At 49.6% G+C, this 18,777-nt stretch carries 10 protein-coding genes and 2 tRNA genes; 1 reads left to right on the top strand and 11 read right to left on the bottom strand.

Annotated features, from left to right (window positions below; translation table 11 throughout):
• The first annotated feature begins 77 nt into the window (after positions 1 to 77).
• The gene (locus tag ACJJIB_RS14630; protein WP_444886630.1) at positions 78 to 2,114 is read left to right on the top strand and encodes an acyl-CoA synthetase; all 2,037 of its coding nucleotides are present in this window, start codon (positions 78 to 80) and stop codon (positions 2,112 to 2,114) included.
• Positions 2,115 to 2,157: 43 nt separating this feature from the next.
• Here ACJJIB_RS14630 and ACJJIB_RS14625 read toward each other — a convergent pair whose 3' ends face one another.
• The 11 genes from ACJJIB_RS14625 to ACJJIB_RS14575 all read right to left on the bottom strand — a co-directional run bounded on the left by ACJJIB_RS14625 (position 2,158) and on the right by ACJJIB_RS14575 (position 18,765).
• Complete coding sequence (locus ACJJIB_RS14625) at positions 2,158 to 2,550, bottom strand: EamA family transporter (protein ID WP_444888934.1); 393 nt, start codon at positions 2,548 to 2,550, stop codon at positions 2,158 to 2,160.
• 433 nt (positions 2,551 to 2,983) lie between these two features.
• Positions 2,984 to 3,982, bottom strand: coding sequence for a patatin-like phospholipase family protein (locus ACJJIB_RS14620; protein ID WP_444886629.1), 999 nt, complete (start codon positions 3,980 to 3,982; stop codon positions 2,984 to 2,986).
• Positions 3,983 to 4,327: 345 nt separating this feature from the next.
• Positions 4,328 to 4,404: transfer RNA gene (locus tag ACJJIB_RS14615), tRNA-Arg, on the bottom strand.
• 276 nt (positions 4,405 to 4,680) lie between these two features.
• Complete coding sequence (locus tag ACJJIB_RS14610; protein WP_444886628.1) at positions 4,681 to 5,538, bottom strand: delta-class carbonic anhydrase; 858 nt, start codon at positions 5,536 to 5,538, stop codon at positions 4,681 to 4,683.
• A gap of 125 nt (positions 5,539 to 5,663) precedes the next feature.
• Positions 5,664 to 6,788: an FG-GAP repeat domain-containing protein gene (locus ACJJIB_RS14605; RefSeq protein WP_444886627.1), complete on the bottom strand. Its 1,125-nt coding sequence runs from the start codon at positions 6,786 to 6,788 to the stop codon at positions 5,664 to 5,666.
• Between the two features lie 1,001 nt (positions 6,789 to 7,789).
• A complete protein-coding gene (locus ACJJIB_RS14600) occupies positions 7,790 to 11,038 on the bottom strand; it encodes a type I restriction endonuclease subunit R (RefSeq protein ID WP_444886626.1) in 3,249 nt (1,082 codons plus the stop codon).
• Between the two features lie 110 nt (positions 11,039 to 11,148).
• A complete protein-coding gene (locus ACJJIB_RS14595) occupies positions 11,149 to 12,117 on the bottom strand; it encodes a DUF5655 domain-containing protein (RefSeq protein ID WP_444886625.1) in 969 nt (322 codons plus the stop codon).
• Positions 12,114 to 13,487, bottom strand: coding sequence for a restriction endonuclease subunit S (locus tag ACJJIB_RS14590; protein ID WP_444888933.1), 1,374 nt, complete (start codon positions 13,485 to 13,487; stop codon positions 12,114 to 12,116). Before ACJJIB_RS14590 ends, ACJJIB_RS14595 begins: the two co-directional genes overlap by 4 nt.
• Entirely contained in the window at positions 13,487 to 15,889 is a 2,403-nt protein-coding gene (locus ACJJIB_RS14585) for a type I restriction-modification system subunit M (protein WP_444886624.1), read from the bottom strand. The genes ACJJIB_RS14590 and ACJJIB_RS14585 overlap by 1 nt, the downstream gene beginning before the upstream one ends.
• 414 nt (positions 15,890 to 16,303) lie before the next feature.
• Positions 16,304 to 16,380, bottom strand: a tRNA-Arg gene (locus tag ACJJIB_RS14580).
• Positions 16,381 to 16,545: 165 nt separating this feature from the next.
• Positions 16,546 to 18,765, bottom strand: a complete 2,220-nt coding sequence (locus ACJJIB_RS14575; RefSeq protein WP_444886623.1) for an ATP-dependent helicase — start codon at positions 18,763 to 18,765, stop codon at positions 16,546 to 16,548.
• Positions 18,766 to 18,777 lie beyond the last annotated feature (12 nt).

Below are 18,777 nucleotides of genomic sequence, written 5' to 3'. Positions count from 1 at the left end.
CGCTTTGCTTTCTATATATCAAAATAAAAAATAATTTAATACAGCCACATTCTGATTGGCTATCAGGGAGTAATATTATGTCCACTTCAACTTTGAAAGATATTGAGGCTTTGGAAAATTACTTGCTAACGGGCAAGCAACCAGAGGGGGAAGATTTCTCCAACCTTAAAGCGCTTACTGAAAAATTCAGCGGCAACACTTTTGAAGCAATAATGGCTGCGTGCAAGTGTTACTCCCAGCAAACAGCGATTTCTTTTTTTCTCTCAGGCAAAGATTATAGAAAGCCAGTAAAGATCAGCTATCAAACACTGGCTGAACGTATTATTCAAACTGCTAATTTATTGAATAGTGTTGGCATTCAAGAACATGACACGGTTGCATTTGTACTGCCAAATTTACCAGAAACGCACTATGTACTCTGGGGGGCAGAGGCGGCCGCTAAAGTATTGGCCATTAATCCACTACTGGAGGCCAGGCAGATAGAAGAGCTGATTCGGCATAGCCAAGCAAAGGCTATCGTTACCTTGAGCCCTTTCCCTGGTACCGATATCTGTGAAAAAATTGAAAGTATCTTGCCAAATTTGCCTGAGGTTAAAAATATCTTCCATGTGGACCCAGCTTATCATGCAGGGGGGTTTAAAGGTATTGCGGCTAGTGCGATACAGTATCAATACCGCAAACGGCTGCCCCCCTTGCAAGGTAAAAAGCGGATAGCCTACCAGTCGGCACTTAATCAGCAACCGTCTAGCCATTTGAATTTCAAACGCAGTATCCACAGTGATGATACCGCCTCTCTATTTTGTACCGGGGGCACAACAGGTCTACCAAAAATTGCTACCCATACACACGGGAATGAACTGGCTAATGCAAAAAGTATAGGTCTGGTAGCTGGCGACATTATGGGGCCAGGAAAAGTTATCTTGTGTGGCCTGCCACTTTTTCATGTGAATGCGGCAATTGTGACGGGGCTAGCAGCCTTTATTAATGGTTGCGAAGTGGTATTAATGACCCCTCAAGGTTACCGAGGTGAGGGTGTTTTCAGTAATTTCTGGAAAATTATTGAGTTCTACCGCGTGAACAGCTTCAGCGCTGTGCCCACAGTGTATTCCACTTTGCTGCAGCAGCCAGTAAATCAGTGCGATATCTCCTCCCTACAAATGGCTTTGTGCGGCGCGGCGCCTATGCCGGTTGAGGTTTTTAATGCTTTTGAGCGTATAACCGGTGTGCAAATCGTAGAGGGATATGGTTTAACGGAAGGTACTTGCGCTAGTAGTCTCACGCCACCACATGGCGTGAAGAAGGTGGGCTCTATCGGACTGCGTTTACCGCTGCAAGAGATGAGAAGTGCCCAACTGGATGAGCAAGGCAATTTCATTCGGTATAGCCAGACCAATGAAATCGGTAATCTGCTGATTCATGGGAATAATGTATTTAATGGTTACCTTAACCCTGAGCATAACCAGGGGATATGGGTAGAAGATGCTCAAGGACGGCGCTGGTTTAACACCGGGGATTTGGGCAGGCAGGATGAAGATGGCTATTTTTGGCTCACAGGCCGAAAAAAAGAGTTGATAGTACGTGGAGGGCATAATATTGAGCCCAAATTGATAGAAGAGGTGCTTTGCCAGCATCCTTCCGTTGCCATGGCCGCAGCGATAGGTACACCAGATGCCCACGCGGGAGAGGTTCCTGTCGCCTACGTCAAGTTATCAGAGGAAGCGATTAGTCCCCTGATAATCAAAGGGCATGAGGTTGTAATGGATGATTTTGCCAAAGCCCTGCTTGAAGCAATTACTACCTATGCCAAAGAAAATATTACTGAGCGAGCAGCCATTCCCAGAAGAATTGTGCTCCGTGCCGAACTCCCTACTACAGCGGTTGGCAAAATTTTCAAGCCCGCTTTGGAAATGGAAGAGATCCGTTTGTGTGTTCAGGGGATTATTGATCAGTTGGTGAGGAGAACAGACATGGCCACTGCCAGCAACCAGGTAAAGGTGGAGCAGGATAAGGTACTTGGCACTATTGCCAGGGTTACCACAGGAGGGAACCCTAGCTTGGAGGGCGCCCTTGCGGAACAGCTTGCGCCCTACACCTTTAAATATGAAATTGTTTAATCTTTCTCTGAGGGTGCTCTCTTTGAGAGCATCGAGATCAAGTCTACTCAATCTTTGGGAGCCTGAACGGTTTGCCCAGGGGCTTTTCCGGCCCTAATAATCTACCATATAAGGAGTTGCATATAAGCCCAGCCATAATCAGCGCAAAGCCTATAATTTCTATGGTCTGTAACTTTTCGTCCAGGCTAATACTAGAAGTGATAATACCTACTACTGGAATCAATAGAGCAAAAGGGGTAACCGCTACAGCGGGATGTGATCTAAGGAGCCTGCCCCAAATTGCGAAAGCAATTAGGGTGGAGATGTAACTGACAAAGGCAAGGGATAGCCAGGTTTTCTGATTGGCACTAATAATTAGAGTTAACGGCTCTTGGCTCTCCAGGAAATAGGAGAGAACAAAAAGTGGTATGGGAGGTACCAGGCATACCCAGATCATAAAGTGCAGCAGATTGACGCCCTGGATACGTTTCATATCTAGTAGGAATTGCCTGGGAAACTGCTCCTGCATGGTAAAGTGAAATTAAATAGTCAATCAAATAGTATTGATCTTGTGGAGCCGGGAGAGTTGGATTTGTCGGGGTGCCTTGTCTAAAAACTTAACAATACAACCTAGGATTATCTTTATCTGCCCGATAAGTCTAACAGTGAGACATTTCAAGGGGCAATGGCGTTGATGGTCGAGGAGGTCAACAAAAGGACAGGTAATATCATCATCGAGATAATCGTATTCTGTACAGTTTTTCTGAGTAACTAGGTGATCTTCAGGGCATAAAAACTGCAGGTGAACTATCGAAAGTTAAGGGCAGGGGAAAATATTTAGTAATCAGCGAAAATATAGATGCTCAAGTATTCGAACTTATAATGAGCTTCTATTGAGAAGATGTTCCATCTGGCTGGCTGAGCCGCTCGATAATTCTTTGTATGTCCTGTTGATTTTCTTCAATCAAGCGGTCGGCATAAATTTTTAAATGGTGTAGGGAATCGTAGTCAAAGATATCGACGAATGGATCAGCAATTTCGATATTGAGATAATCGTATTCTAGGCGGTCGCTATCGGAGAAATGTTGGGCGAGATCAAGAGCGTATAATTGTTGAAGGTCCATATATCTCTGGATATTAGAAAAAGCATCTCGTATCCAGCGAATGCGCCCCCAGTTTTTTAGCTCACTATAATCTACCTCGCTACTGGCCAATGGTGGTGAACCTGCCCCCAATATTAGAACGTAGTAGTTTTTATTTGGGAACTCTTTAAGGATATCAAGTAGCACCAGACTGGTGGGGTTATTCATGGCTAGACCTGCATCGGCAAAGTAACGGTGCACTCTGGTTTGCTCTGGTGTTTTGAAGACTACAGGGGGAAAGGCGGTCTCGGCACTGACTGCTGCCGTGATAAGTTGGTATAAGCTGTCGGTAGGTAATTGTTTGATTGCATCCCCACGATTTTTGAAAAGGTGTATTTCACCACTGTGAATGTCCAGTGCAGGAATAAGAACAAAGTTATTTAAGTCTGTAAAAGAAAGCGACTTTGTATAGTGGTTTTCCAGTACACGGTGGAGTCGTTCCCCCATGAAGGAGGGGGAAAAAAGCCCCCAGCCTGTCAATAGATCATGATACCAGGGTGAGGAAAACAAATGGTCACTTTCTTCTTTATAGAGTTGTATTAAGTACTCTGTGGCAGAATCATGCCCGGTGTAGTTTTTGGGAATAAATTTTTCAGGGATGTTGATGCCGCTGGCTACAATAGCACCGCTGGATACACCACTATAAACATCAAAAACTTCGCTAATAGGTTTGTTTAGTTTGTTCTCGATATAGTTGAGCACATATAAGGGGATGAGCCCCCGGACACCGCCGCCATCTACAATCAAGATTTTGATGGTGTCTTTTTCTTTGAGGTAATCCAGGCTTTCAGATCGTTCGGGCTCGGAGGGGGAGCTTTTGAAGGTGGCAGACTGAGTAAAGTGCTTGTTGTAGACGTAAGCGGCAACAATATAAATTACAAGGATACAGAGCAGGGCTAAAATCGCACGCTTAAGCATAAGACTGCAGGCCACTCTTACTTAAAGAGTTAGTGAATGCTGCCGGGCCGAAGCCGAGATGACCTTAGGCTAATGAGAAGTGTATGGTCGTATGCCTGCAATCACTACTTGTGAATCTATCTACTGAAGAAATAAAAAAAGGGCTTGCATCCGGAGATGCAAGCCCTTTTGAAATGGCGCGCTCGGGAGGATTCGAACCTCCGACCGCCTGGTTCGTAGCCAGGTACTCTATCCAGCTGAGCTACGAGCGCGTCGTTGAGGGTGCGCACAATATAGACTTCTCCATGGAGCGTCAAGTACTTTTATGAAAAAGAGTACTTGAGGTTAAATATTGACCATCATGCAAAGGAGAGTAGTGGTCAGCTCCTACTCCGGTTGACCAAGAAGCGGGGTGGTTTAGCTATGGCATTACTTGGCATCAATACATTAGTAGCCTTGAGCTGTTTGAGGGGTCGTTAGCCGCTTAGTGGCGTGTCCGTTGTTGTTGGATAGGATCATGCTGGTAGTTTTATTCTTGCCATGGGTGTTTAGTGTTTAATCTCGGAGAGAAGCTTGGGGTTCTGGATCAGATTCCTTACACCGTGAGCATGATCTTCATTAAAGATATTGTCCTTGCACCAGTTGCCCACAGAAGTAATGTTGACCTTGGCAACGTTGGGGCGGACACTCCAGGTGACTTGATAAGGGGAGCCTTGTTCATTGTAATCTGGACCGGTGGTGGAACCTGAATACTGAATTGGCTTTCCAGTATTGCTGGGAATGCCCAAGGCTTGTTGAAAACCACTTTTTTCATCATGGGCAGTTAGCTTTACAAAGTCTAAAGCAGTGGAATCATTCACCAAGACATAAACTTGCGTTTCTACACGCAATTGTGGATTCTTAATCTCTTCATTAAAGCAGGAACCCAAGGTTGGGCCCGGCTTGATTTTGGCGGATGAGTGGACGTAATGGACTTCAATGGTATCTCCCGGATAAAGACTCCCATGATCGCTTGGGCACACTTCTTGATTAAGTGGGGCTAACTCGGCCGCGGTAAGAGTGCCGGAATATTTATAGCCTGACAGAAAGCCACGTCCATCACCATTGCCCGCATACTGGGTAAATTCTCCACCTTTATGCTCAGCATTTTTATGAAAATGGATGTTGCACAAATTCATAACTGTATGAGCTGGTGCGGCAGCGAAGAAAATCGTATGGTTTCCGGAAATTGATTCAATATCTCGTGGAGATTGTGGGCCAAAGCTTTTCCCAGTGGTGCTTTTCTCTAAATTCGCTCGTTGATTTGCGATGGTCTCATCGGATACCGCGTCATTACTTTCTTGCGCAGAAGCGTTGACGGCTATAGTTGTCGTTGCAGCTAGAACAAAAAGAGATTTTATTTTCACGGTGATAACCTTCTGCGGTTTGTTGTGGTTGAGAGGTTGGTTGTATTTATGTGGGTATGTTGCTCTGGTAATTAATTTCGGTACGCTGCAGGAGTAACTTTAGATTATATCCAATAGGGCATCTGTTACTCTATCCGGCTTATATACACAGCTGCTAAATTGCTGTTGCCATCCGCAATAATAAAGTCACTTTTACCGTCTTTGTTTAAATCTAAAAGTGCGACCCCCCATGGGTTGGGAGTGTTCAAATTCTTAAATTTGATTGACTTGATCGTCGGGCCTCCAATCAAAATAAGAACTTCACCTGACCAACTACTGACTAAAGCATCGTCAATATCATCGCCATTGAGATCTCCCGTTGCAATCTGTTTGGCGCCATTAGATGCCTGGATTTCGATTTGTTTCTTTTTTAGAAAACTACCGCTACCGTCTCCTGGGATTATAGTAATGATATTGCGATTTTTCGCTACAAGTAAATCCATGTTTCCGTCTCCGTTCATGTCTGCTGCCTCAACGCTAAATGGCATTTCGGATTGCGCAAGACGACTTAAGCTGAAAGAACCCTTGCCCGATTTATTATTTATTAATATGCCTATGTCATTCTGATTTGGAGTTACCAAATCGGAGTGTCCGTCTTTATTTAAGTCTTTGATGGCAAACCCCCGGTAGGGGTCTCCTCCCACTTTGATAGTCTTTCCTGGCAGTTTAAAATCACCATTCCCGTGTCCTTTGAGAACGAGTAAACCTTCGTGATTACGGTTGTCTACAATCAGATCAACTTTGTTATCGCCATCAAGGTCATTTAATCGGACGGCATGTGGGTGAGGTGTTACGTGCACGTTTAATGGTGAATTCGGTGCGGGGTTAAAACCTCCTTTGCCATTTCCTAATAGCATGGTGACGTATGAGGTTTCGTGGTTGGCTATAACAACATCAACGTTCCCATCGCCATTGATGTCAGAGGTCGATAGGCCTGAAGGGCTGTCACCGGCGGGGAAATCTCCCGCTAGTGTCAAAGTCCCATTGCCATTGGAAAGATAGGTTACTATGTTGTTGTCCGAATTGTTTGCAATAATTACATCTTGATTTCCGTCTGAATTAAGGTCAGTTACTGCAATTGCAGGTTGGCCGGCACCAACTTTAAGTATGGAAGCAGAGTAAGATATATTTTCTACTTTAATTGTGTCTGCGGAACATAAAGCGCTAGACATAAAGCAGAGTGTTAGATGAATATATTTAACTAAGTTCATTTTCTTATGATTCTCTAAGGTTTATGTGATTGCATAACAAGTTTTAAGGGGATGCTCTGGTCTAGAGTTGACTAAGTTTAATTATCTCCGGCTTAGAACTTTATCTGGCTCTAGGCAATTAATCGAGACTGATTTGTTAACCTCTGGTTGATTTGGCAGCATCTGAATTTTGTGTGGGGCTAAATGGATGTTGTCATAACTTAATAACTTATCAATATTATGTGCAGTGCAAAATACCCGTGATCGACCTTAAGCGTTATTCTGCCTTTTCAGGGAAAATTCTTTTTTTGATGTCAGAGCTCTAAGCTGGAGGGTTCTTCAAGCTGTTCTTGATTGTGCTTGTGCAGTTAAAATAAAGCCTTGGGTTTTCCTGTATTATGGCTGCTTAAAAGAATCAGGCTGCTCTTTGTTGGCGCTTGAAAATATCTTTTGGTCCCTAGTAGTCACTATTAACCATGCATTGTCAAAATCTATTTAAATGCAGACTCAGTGTGTCAGGGTAGCTGCTGGTAAAGACTCCATACAGGTTGCGCGGCTCTTTTGTAAAAGAGATTTAAAGTTATATTGTATTCATGTCTCCATTATGCCCACAATTTTATGCCTGGATTGTTATAACAAATACTACCCTTGGCAATAGTAAAGGGGCCCATTGGTTGCAGGCTAGTTATTTTCAACACGGGTAAGCTGGGAATCTTACGGGAGCTGATGCCAACCAGTCGCCCTGAAAGAACGACATTAGATGGAAGTACTCAATGGGCAGAACGAAAACACTAATTGTCTACTGAGGTACTTCCTCTTGAAAGAATTGTAAGCCGGCAAGATGCCTAAAAGTCGGGGGCGTTTATGTGTTTTTTCTGGTAGGAGATCATCCCCTTACCTATAGATTGGCATGACCTAGGTTGCTAAAGCGGGCGGAAGCGGAGAGACGCAAAGCCCTAGAGCCTGCTATGGTAATACCCACTATATATGTTTAACCGGCATTAACCCGTTTTCCGTGTAAGTCACTCCGGCCTATTCAACAAATCAAACACCAGCCGGGAAAACTGCTTGATTTTTTCTGGATCAGATAGAAGCTGCATCATCTGATTCTGGTGGGCATCATTGCTTTCCAGGATGGCGTCGTCCACGGCTTTGCTAAAGCCCCCTAGCAGGGCCTGCTCGGCAGTGTTATTCGCCAGCTGCTCCATCACCTGCTGGTTCTCACTGACTTTGTCTCTCACGGTATAGGCATAATTCACCAGATCACCATCGGTGAGCTGATCGGTGATAAATAATTCATTGAGCCTTTCGATCAGCTGGGAGAGAAACTCTTCCTTGGGATCTTTGGGTTTGGCGGTGCCCAATCCATCGCCGGGTACCAGCTTGTATTCGGGGCTATCCTGTTTTAGCTCCAGGTGTTGTTGGCGGATTTTGGAGAGTCGATAGTGGCTGAGAGCAATATTGCTGAGGTCAATGTCATCTTCTTCGATAACCGCTTCGCGCAACATGGGGCGCAGATTGCGGGCGTAGAGACTGAGCTTTTCCAGGTCTTTATCATCGTAATCGACAATCTGTGACATAAACTCGTAGAAGCGTACGAAGCTGCCCAGGTCCTTCTTAAAAATCTCCAGTGCATCCTTTTCCTGCTTGCACGCCTTAAAGCTGTTTTCCATATTGGCGATGAGTACCGCATCACCCGCACGTTTGCTGCGCTCAAACATTTCCTTGGCCTGTTTATAGGCGGCTAAGGCGGACTTGTAGCGGCTCTGCCAGCGCTCAACCGCCGGCTTGCAGATATTGGCAATCGCTGCGTTGCTCTTACTCTTGATAAAAAAGGCCGTGCAGAACTGTTCTACTTCCGGCCAGGTAAAGATGCCCGCAGCCCGCAGCTTGTCGAACAGATCAAAAATCAGGTCTGGGTCGGTGACATTAGCCAGTTCGGCGGTCTGGTAGTAGGGCTGGAAAGCGGTGAGAATATCTTCGGGATCGTTGTAGAAATCCAGCACATAGGTGCCGCTCTCCACCTTGCCGGGGAAGGTACGGTTGAGCCGAGACAGGGTCTGCACGCACTCCACCCCGCCCAACTTCTTGTCCACATACATGGCGCAGAGCTTGGGCTGGTCAAAACCAGTCTGGAATTTATTCGCCACTATCATCAGCTGATAGTCATCGCTATCGAAAGCCTTGCGCATATCGCGGCCTTTGAGGCCCGGATTCATGGTGTGCTCGGTGAATTTCTCCCCGATAATGCCGGCCGAACCGGGATCGGTTTCGCTAAACTCCACCTCGCCGGAAAAGGCTACCATAGCGCGGATTTTCTGGTAGCCCCTATCGGCAATATACTTGTCAAAGGCCAGCTTATAGCGCACCGCCTCCTTGCGCGAGCCGGTTACTACCATGGCTTTGGCCTGGCCGCCCAGCAGCCCCATAATATTGTCTTTAAAATGCTCAACGATAACCTGCACTTTCTGGCTGATATTGTAATCGTGCAGCCGCACCCACTGGTTGAGCTTCACCTTGGCTTTCTTACTTTCGACCTCCTGATCACCGCCTTCAATTTTCATGGCCAGGTTATAGGCCACCTTGTAGTTGGTGTAGTTTTTCAGTACGTCGAGGATAAAGCCCTCCTCAATAGCCTGGCGCATGCTGTAGACATGGTAGGCCTCGGGCTTATTGGTTTTGGACGGCGCCTCATTGGGGCGGGGCAGGCGGCCAAATATCTCCAGGGTTTTGGTCTTGGGGGTTGCGGTAAAGGCCAGATAGCTCAGATTTTTCGACGCGCGGCGGGAGGCTACGGCGGCGTCGAGGAGGTCATCGCTGCTCAGCGCCTCTTCCCCGTCCTCCTTGGCATCGATCATCAGTACTTCTTTTAACTGGCGCGCGGTGGCGCCGGTTTGGGAGCTGTGGGCTTCATCGGCGATAATGGCATAGTTGCGCGTTTTCAGGCTGACACTGTTTTCGATTGCCTTTAGCACATAGGGGAAGGTCTGGATGGTCACGATAATAATCGGCTGGGAACCCTCCAGGGCAGCTGCCAGTTTTTCCGACTTACTGCCGTCGCCCTCCTTGTTATTGATCCGCCCCACCACGCCATCGGTGTGTTCAAACTGGTAGATAGTGTCCTGTAGCTGGGCATCCAGCACGGTGCGATCGGTAACCACAATTACTGAATCGAACTGCTTGTGGCCCTGATCGTCGTGCAGCGATGACAACTGGTGGGCGCACCAGGCAATAGAGTTGGATTTGCCGGAGCCGGCGCTGTGTTGGATCAGGTACTTGTGGCCGGGGCCCTCCTCGCGGGCCGCAGCCACCAGTTTGCTCACCACATCCCATTGGTGGTAGCGGGGGAAGATCATGGTTTCTTTCTTGTACTTGCGCCCCTCCCAGTCTTCCTTCTCCTCAATTTGCAGGTGAACAAAGCGCGCGAGAATATTCAGTAAATTATCCGGCTGCAGTACCTGGTTCCACAGGTAATCGGTGGCGTAGCGGTTGATATCTGCGGGTACATCGTTGCCGGCGCCGCCGGCTTTGGTGCCCTTATTGAAAGGCAGGAAGATGGTGTTCTGCCCCTCCAGCCGTGTGGCCATATAGACCTCGTACTGGCTCACGGCAAAGTGCACCAGGGCACCGCGCTTAAAGCTCAGCAGGGGTTCCGGCTTTTTGGTATCGGGATCTATGGCCAGGCGGGTGGTCTTGTACTGTTTTATGGCATTTTGCACCGCCTGCTTAAACTCGGATTTAAGTTCCAGGGTGGCGATGGGCAGGCCGTTGACGAACAGTACCAGGTCGATACGCCAGCGCTTAGCGCGAGCGCCGCTGTCGTTTTCATATTCATTGCTCGCCCAAGGGCTGTACACCAGCTCGGGCACCAGGCGCAGGCGATTTTTCTGGTAGCGGGCCAGGGTATCCGGATTTAGGTTGTGATCGGGCTTGAACTGGCACAGGCTAAAGCGAGTGCCGCGATCGCGCAGTTCGTGGCGCAGTACGCCCAGGGTGCCGAAGGTGCGCAGTTCTTTATTGGCGGCATTGGGGTCGGCTTTGTTGAGCTGCGAGGCGACGCGGGCCAGGAACTTTTCCTCCGTATCATTCGGGTACAAGTCGCAGTACTTCTGCCACTGCTGTGGCTGGGTCTCCTGCACAAACGCCAGCAGATCCTGCGGATAGAGGGCCAGCTCGCGGTTGTAGTGCTCCGAATGGCCCAGCAACCAGCCGTTGGCCAGCAGTTGTTGAATGATGTCGTTTTGAAAGGTGTGTTCGTTGGCTTTTTCCACAGCGGTATTTCTCTACTGTCCATTGTGCGACTGAATCCGGTCAATCGCGATCCATTGTGAATATTGTTTTTTTTAGAGGAGGGCGGAAAGAATACACGGCCCAAGCGTAATTAGTTGCGCGCATAGCTGAGCGCGATCAGCTCCTTGGCCTTATCCAGTTCGCTGGGTTGACGCACATTCAGCTCCAGATCCCCCGTGCCCCAGTGGCCGATATTGCTGACATCGCGGCAGAGTTCCGCCCCCTCCGCCATGCTGCCCGGCAGTTTTAAGTAAATCTGCAATTTGGGATCTTTTTTACCGGGCATAATCACGATAGAGGCGAAGTTTTTAATGCGCTTAAAGGCGGTGTAGAGTTTTAACTCCTTGCGCTGCACCTCGTCCCCCAGCTGATCGGCAAAGTGGCACAGCTCCTCAAACAGGGCGGTGAGTTCCGCAGAGGCATCGGCCAAGCGCTCCTGCTGGGATTTATCGCCAGAGCTTTTTCTATCTTTAGCGGCTGCGCTTGCCGGCACTGGGTTGTGTTGCTCTTGAAGGCTCTGTGCAACGGCTCGATCAGTCTTAAACTGGCTGTTGGCGCTTTGGGCATTGACCAGTTCCAGCAACAGTAGCTCTTCACCGAAATAGCGATAACGCATCAGTTCAATATTGCGGTTGATCTGCTGTACCGCGTGCTCATCGTACTTATTAAAATCGGCGGCGATACAGATTAGGCGGGTGCCGCCCCACTCAATATTCTCTGCCGTTTCGACCCCCAGTACCTTCATTACCAGCAGTTGAAATTCTGCCTGGTGATCCAGCAGCCAATCCAGATAGAACAGGCCCTGGTTAATCACATTTTCATTCTGGGCGCGCTTGTACTCGATAATCACCGGGCAGCCGTTTTCATCCAGGCCGAGGGAATCGATACGCCCCTTGTGGGTTTTGCCGGTACTGTATTCACTGGCCAGAAAGCGCACACCGAGAAAAGTGGGCATATGGGCTTCGATCTGCTGTTGCAGTTTGCGCTCCAGCACCGCTATAGCGCCGCTCAGTTCATCAACCCGGTTATCCCTAAAAGAAAATAGTTTGATATCACTCATGCGGCGGCTTCCCGATCGGCGGCTTTAGGGGCCTGCCAGTTTCTGACATCGATTTTTCCGGTAACGGCGGCGGAGATTAGGGCGGTGCGGCGTTCTTTTTGAAGGTTAATTAATTTATTAGCTTGTTTCTCCAGCTCATCATAATAAGAAAGGCTTTTAATAAGATGTGCTGAAATTTGATCTTGCTCAGCAACTGGTGGAAACGTACCAAAAACTTTTAGCAGATTTTGGATTGACAAGCGTCGTAATGCAGCACCTTTAATAAAGCTTTCTACTTGCTCTATAACTACTCTGCTTTGCAGTAGGAAATTCAAATATTGAGGTCTTACCTTACCCTTCTCTGGTCGGATAATTATTAGTGATGAAGCTACTACAAAGTCAATTCCTTTGGGAACTATAGCCGTCTGCCCGATAGTTCCGTCCTTGCTGAAAAGGATATCTCCAGGGAAAGGCATGCAGCCAGTATTAACCAAATATTGGTAGTTTGCAGGTGATGTCAATAGAGAGTTATCAAAATCAATCACGCCTTTCTTTATATCTGTGATTGAAATGAAGTGGTGTTCTCCACCCTCAGTTTCTGGTGAAATATGCGCTCCATCAGTGATTTCAAAGCATTTGTATTTAATTAAGCAAACTTCCCAATGCTCCGGCACCTCACCCAGCCATTCGACACCGGAGTCGCGCATGGGGGCATCGGGGTTGAGGCCCTTGGTAACAGCATGACTGATCACCGCCTGGCGCTTCTCTTTTAGCAGCCGGATCAGCTGTTGCTGCTTTTCGATTAGGGTGTCGATTTTTGCGGTTTCGTGGTCGAGGAAGTTGGCGATTTTTTCTTGTTCTTCATATGGAGGAAAACATACCGCTAAGTTTTCCAGTGTATTCATTCCAATATTTTGTTGCGTTCCAAAGCTCCAGCTCAACTGTACTGATTTTTGAAATGAGTCAGAGCGGAGGTAGTTTAATAAGAAGTATGGATTGTATGTTTTTTTGCATCGCATTACGGCAAGTGGCGACCAGATATTAAAGCGCTGATCTGTTTCTACGATAGCTGTGATTCCTGTAGTAGCTCCAGATTTAATCATGTAAACATCACCTCTACGAGGTTGATATTTCTTGGAGAAAATCTCATCGTCCGCTTCAGAAATGTACCCTCTAATTTTATTGAAGTCTATGCGCCCTCCAGATACTGCTTCCGCAGAAATAAAGGGCACGCCTTCGTCTAAAAAATCTGGAGTTGAGTGCGGACCATCGGTTATAGGAATTGACAAAATATGCTTTAGTGAAATGACCTCCCAGTTTGTGGGTAGTTCATCGATCCACTTGCAACCCGGTTTTTTATATTTTGGGTAAGGTTGGTATTTCCCGTCCATCACGAATGCACCTCTTGCAAAAGCTGCATAATTTCCGCCGATACTGCATCCAAATCTGCATCAATCGCTTCCAGTGCTCGCGGCGGTTGGTACTGGTAGAAGTGGCGGTTAAAGGGGATTTCATAGCCCACGATACCCACTTCGCCGTCCTGGGGATCGCGCTTGCTGCCATCGATCCAGGCATCGGGCACATGGGGTTTGACCTCGCGCTGGAAATACGCCTCGTTGATCGTATTCACCGAGCGGCTGGGGTCGAGATCCACATTCTCAAGGTCGCGCAGGTCGCCATCGGTTTTATATTCCATCGCCTTATTGGCGTCGTCTTCGATTGCGAACAGGCCGTAGTCGGGGTTGGGGGGGGTATTTTTGTGAACTTTTTTAATCACCTTCTCGGCGGCGGGGTTTTTCCAGCTGACCGCCGCTTCCAGCGCCTTCTTGGCCTTGGTGTCCAGACTGATACCCAGGGTTTTACAGGCCGCCTTTAACCGGGGCTCGTAGGTGTTTTTATCGTCGCACTGCTCGGTGCCAAATACCGTTTGCAGCTGGCGGGCCTGCTTTAGCAGTTGCTTCTGTGCCAGCCAGGTGTTGGGGTTGAGCAGGTCTTTAATGTGCTTTTCTTTAAGCTCGGCAAAATGGCTCTTAATATGCTTGCGAATCGCCGGCTCGTAGGGGGCCAGGTTGCCGTAGTTTTCGCAGCCCTCGTCGTCACACCAGGGGCTTTCGCTGGAACTGCCAAAATGTGCGTAAGCCCATTGCATCGCGGCCTTGAGGGGCTTATTGGCAAAGCGCAGTTCATCGATGCGCTCATCGCTGAATTGGTAGGACTCCCGCAGGGGGCGCTCGATGGTAATGCGGCGGTAGCCAAACTGGTGGGTGGCAAAAATTTTGCTGGCGAAAGTCTTGGGCGCTTCGGCCTTGGGGTTGGCGGCCTGGCGCCCACGGCTGCTCTTGGCCTCGGTGGGCTTGTTGAGCTCTACGGCCTCCACCGCAGCAAAATTGCCGAAGCAGCGGGTAATCGTGGCGATATCCTCAGCGCTCATTATATTGCGCTTGCTACCCAGGGATTTGCGCATCTTGCCAAACAGGTTTACCCCGTTGATCAGCTGCACCTTGCCCCGGCGTTTGGGTTGGCCCTGGCGCTCGGCCTCCTCGTCGGAGAGCTTGTGGTTCGACAGTATCCAGATATAAGTGGCAATACCGGTGTTGTAAAACATATCCGTGGGCAGGGCGACAATGGCTTCGAGCAGGTCGGCCTCCAGGATATAGCGGCGGATCTCCGATTCACCGGAGCCGGCACCGCCGGTAAACAGCGGTGAGCCATTCAGAATAATGCCGATACGGCCACCGCCGTCGCTACTATCTCTCAGCTTGCTGAGCAGGTGCAGCAAAAACAGCAGCGAGCCATCGGAAACCCGCGGCAGGCCGGGGCCAAAACGGCCATCGAAACCTTTCAGGGTGTGTTCGCCTTTGATGGTCTCTTCGATTTTTTTCCAGTCCACGCCAAAGGGCGGGTTGGACAGCATATAGTCAAATTTATCAGCATAGAGCTGGTCGTTGGAAAGGGTGTTACCTAGCTTGATATTGCTGACATCCTGGCCTTTGATCAGCATATCCGCCTTACAGATGGCGTAGCTCTCTGGATTCAGCTCCTGGCCAAAGGCGCGCAATACCGCTGCGGGATTTAGCTCGTGCACATACTCCATCCCCGAAGACAGAAAGCCGCCGGTACCGGCGGTGGGGTCGTAGATGGTGCGGATAATGCCGGGTTTGGTGAGGGCGTCGTTGTCCTCCATAAACGCCAGGGAGGTGGTCAGTTCGACGATATCGCGGGGCGTAAAGTGTTCACCGGCGGTCTCGTTGCTGCCCTCGGCAAAGCGGCGGATCAGCTCTTCAAACACCAGGCCCATATCGTGGTTGCTGATGGCTTTGGGGCTTAGGTCCGTCTTGCGGACCTTCTTGATCACCTTAAACAGCAGGTTGGCATCGTTGAGCTGGGCGATAAACTCGGCAAACTTGAAGTGCTCAAAGATCTCGCGGGCATCTCTGCTGAAGCCTTGGATATAGCTTTCCAGGTTGGCTTTGATATTAGTCTCGCCCAACTTAAAGAGATCCATCTTGCTGGTATTAAAAAAGCTCAGACCGCCGGTTGCCCGCAGTAGCAGTTTTTCCTGGGCCTCCTCAGGCAGGTTCATCGCCTGAATTTCTTCGTACTTTGCCAGCACCGCCGGCTTGGTCTCCTCCAATACCGCTTCCAGGCGGCGCAGCAGGGTAAAAGGCAAGATAATACGGCCGTACTGGGACTGCTTAAAATCACCGCGCAAAAGGTCGGCAATGGACCAGCAATAGGCGGCGAGATTGTTGGGTGTTTTTTGCTCGGGAAGTTGGGGCTCAGCTCGGCTCATGCAGAGGGTTCCGTGTAGAAATCTATCGCTAATAATGACGCTATACTACACGATCCAGTAGGGTTTTTATGCTTGCGGTCTGCTCCGAAACTTGTGGCTTTAAGTTCTGGTTTCTATCAGTGTGATTTTCAAATTAATTATTTTAAGGCTCGGTTATTTAAGGTCTTCTTTTGGCGTAAGTGGTGATTTTTCTTGGCTGGGGAAAACTACTATTTGGAGCAAATACTTTTTGCATTCCCAAGAGGAGGACTTGTTACCGTGAGGAGGGAGCTTCTCGGGTATTGGCTGATTGCGTAGGGGCGTTTGCGGGTAGAAGGGGCCGCTGTTTGGCTTGGTAGGGGAAGGGGGTCTATGAAGAGCAATCTCCAGAAACGACAAAGGGGCTGTAGTTTCCTACAGCCCCTTTGCTTTGTATGGCGCGCTCGGGAGGATTCGAACCTCCGACCGCCTGGTTCGTAGCCAGGTACTCTATCCAGCTGAGCTACGAGCGCGTTACGGGTGCGGATATTATAGAGACGCTTTACCCAAGTCAACTGTTTTCTTAAAAAAATCGTTACAAATCATTGTCTTACCCCGTACATGCAACATTTGCCAAGTCAACAGATGAGGGGTCCTTTCTTTGAGGGCGCTGTAGGTCCTCAGGGCTACAAAAAGAGCTACACCAAATAGCGGGCTAGGGTGTCCCAGTCGAAGCGCCGTGTTTTACCATCGCTGAATTGCACTTCCACACGCTGATCCTCCCATTTTAAAACCCGCCCCTGGCCGAGCTTGTTGTGGCGTAAGGCTTCGCCTTGGGTGGGCTTGCGTATGGGGGCGGCGGGTGCGCTGAGTGTTGGGTTGTAGTCGCAGGCCTCTAGGTAGCGCAGGGCTTGGCGGGAGACCGGGATATCGGTATGGATATGCTCGGGGCGCTCGCGTAGGCATTGCGCCATCAGCTGGCTGAGGGGCAATTGCATTTCGTTGATAAACAGCGAGGGCTGTGCGGCCTCGGGGTCTTTGCGTTTGGCCTCCTCGGTGGGGGCCAGCAGAAACAGCTTGGACTTTGCCCGTGTCATGGCCACGTACATTAGGCGGCGCTCACTTTCCTGGGAGGCGGGAGTACTGAAATCCCGCTGGGACTGGTAAGGCATATTGTGCTGGGTGAGGGTGGGAATAATGACCTGATCCCACTCCAGCCCTTTGGCCTGGTGCATGGTGGTAATTTGGATAGCCTCCGCCGCAGTCTGCTCGCCCTCGCGGTGCTGTCGTTGTAGTTCCTGTAGGTGCGCTAAGGCTTGTGCTGGAGGTTGCTTGAGGGTATCCAGATATTGGCAGAAAGCCAGAATGGTCTGCTGCCTCTCCTCACCCTGCTGGCGGGTGAAGGCGTCTTCGGCAATACCGCTGAGAAGTTCCAGCTCGCCGATATGCCGGCGCAGTAGCTCGCCGGCGTGGCCACGCCAGCTCTCTATTTGTATCAAAAGCTCCGCTCTTTGGCGCAGGCGTTTGGCCTGCGGTTTGCTCAGGGTCTCTGGCAGTTGCGCAAGCAGCTGTTTGCCCCAGCCTTTCTCTTGTGTGGCGAGGGTGGCACAGAGGGGTTCAAGCACTTTGCGTGGGATGCGCACATGCGGAGCGGTGAGCCATTCGTACAACCCCTGCTGGCGCCGCTTGGGTGGCAGCTCACTAAAACGGCCCGAGGCGATATTCAGGCTCCAGAACAGTGGCCGCAGTTCGCGGCGCGACAGCACCGTGTTGCGGCTGGCGGAATGGTAGGGGATGCTGTTGGCCAGCAGCGCCAGTTCCAGCGGTGCGGCAATGGACCAGAGGCGCACCAATATAGCGATACCCGCTAAAGATTGGCCCTGCTGTTGGCAGCGGTGCAGGTGTTCTACCAGCCAGTGACCTTCCTTGTCGGTGTTTACCTGTTCAATTGGAGTTTGCCGCTCGCCATCGGCGGAAACACAAAAAATCTCGGCGCGGTCGCGGTTGTTCTCAATAAAGTGGTTGGCGGCCAGGGACAGCTGATGCCCGTAGCGAAAAGTACGGCTCAGGTGGTAAATGTGAGACGGTGGAAAATCCTGGTCGAATAATTTGAGCAGGAATTCCGGCTTGGAGCCGCGCCACTCATAGATGGTCTGGTCGGGATCGCCAATGGCGATCACATTGCCATTGCCGCCGTGCAGCACTCGCAACAGAAAGTGCTGTATCTCATTGATGTCCTGGTACTCGTCCACCAGGATGTCTTCAAAATTTCCGCCGTATTGTTGTGCCAGCTCCGGTTTTTTTTGGAGCAATTTTGCCGGGTCGTAAATTAAGTCGGCGTAGGTCACGGCCGCTTGGCCGCGGCGCCAATCTTCAAAGGTGCGAAATACCTGTAAAAAATAACCGTATTCGTCGCCGAGTTTTAGTTCCTTGAGCGCGCTGTGTTCGCCGCAGAGAAGGGTTTTGCTGTAGTCGATAAAAAATTCTGCGGCCTCGATTTCCGACTGCTTTCGTTCGCGAATTTCTTCCAGCTCATGGGTGGGAGCACACTCCTCGATGGCCTTCCAAATTTGTAGCTGTACACTGGATTGTGACAGGGGGCTGAGATTCGCTGTGGCGATATGGCCGCTGGCAATCATGCGCTGGTAGAGGCGGTAGCCGATGCTGTGAAAGGTGTGCACTGCCGGGGTATGGTTGCAGGCCAGCTGGCCCATACGGCGTTCGAAATCTTCCCGCGCGCTGCGGTTGTACATCAATACCAGCAGCTGGGCGGCAGGCGTGCCGGCATCCAGGCGATTTTTTACGTAGTGCAGCAGGGCGGTGGTTTTTCCGGAGCCGGCTACGGCAATAATTTTGGCATGGCCACCGGAGTGATCCGCAATGGCCTGCTGTTCCTGTGTCAGTGTATCGCCAGCCATGGTGTCCTTCGC

This window comes from Microbulbifer mixtoriginis (SeqCode) (assembly GCF_052467705.1).
This window is presented reverse-complemented; position numbering and strand designations above follow the sequence as displayed.

Bases quoted from the DNA above. Each gene is read 5' to 3' on its own strand.
- ACJJIB_RS14575 (WP_444886623.1), bottom strand. From the start codon at position 18,765: ATGGCTGGCGATACACTGACACAGGAACAGCAGGCCATTGCGGATCAC.
- ACJJIB_RS14595 (WP_444886625.1), bottom strand. From the start codon at position 12,117: ATGAGTGATATCAAACTATTTTCTTTTAGGGATAACCGGGTTGATGAA.
- ACJJIB_RS14585 (WP_444886624.1), bottom strand. From the start codon at position 15,889: ATGAGCCGAGCTGAGCCCCAACTTCCCGAGCAAAAAACACCCAACAAT.
- ACJJIB_RS14590 (WP_444888933.1), bottom strand. From the start codon at position 13,487: ATGGACGGGAAATACCAACCTTACCCAAAATATAAAAAACCGGGTTGC.
- ACJJIB_RS14630 (WP_444886630.1), top strand. From the start codon at position 78: ATGTCCACTTCAACTTTGAAAGATATTGAGGCTTTGGAAAATTACTTG.
- ACJJIB_RS14625 (WP_444888934.1), bottom strand. From the start codon at position 2,550: ATGATCTGGGTATGCCTGGTACCTCCCATACCACTTTTTGTTCTCTCC.
- ACJJIB_RS14605 (WP_444886627.1), bottom strand. From the start codon at position 6,788: ATGAACTTAGTTAAATATATTCATCTAACACTCTGCTTTATGTCTAGC.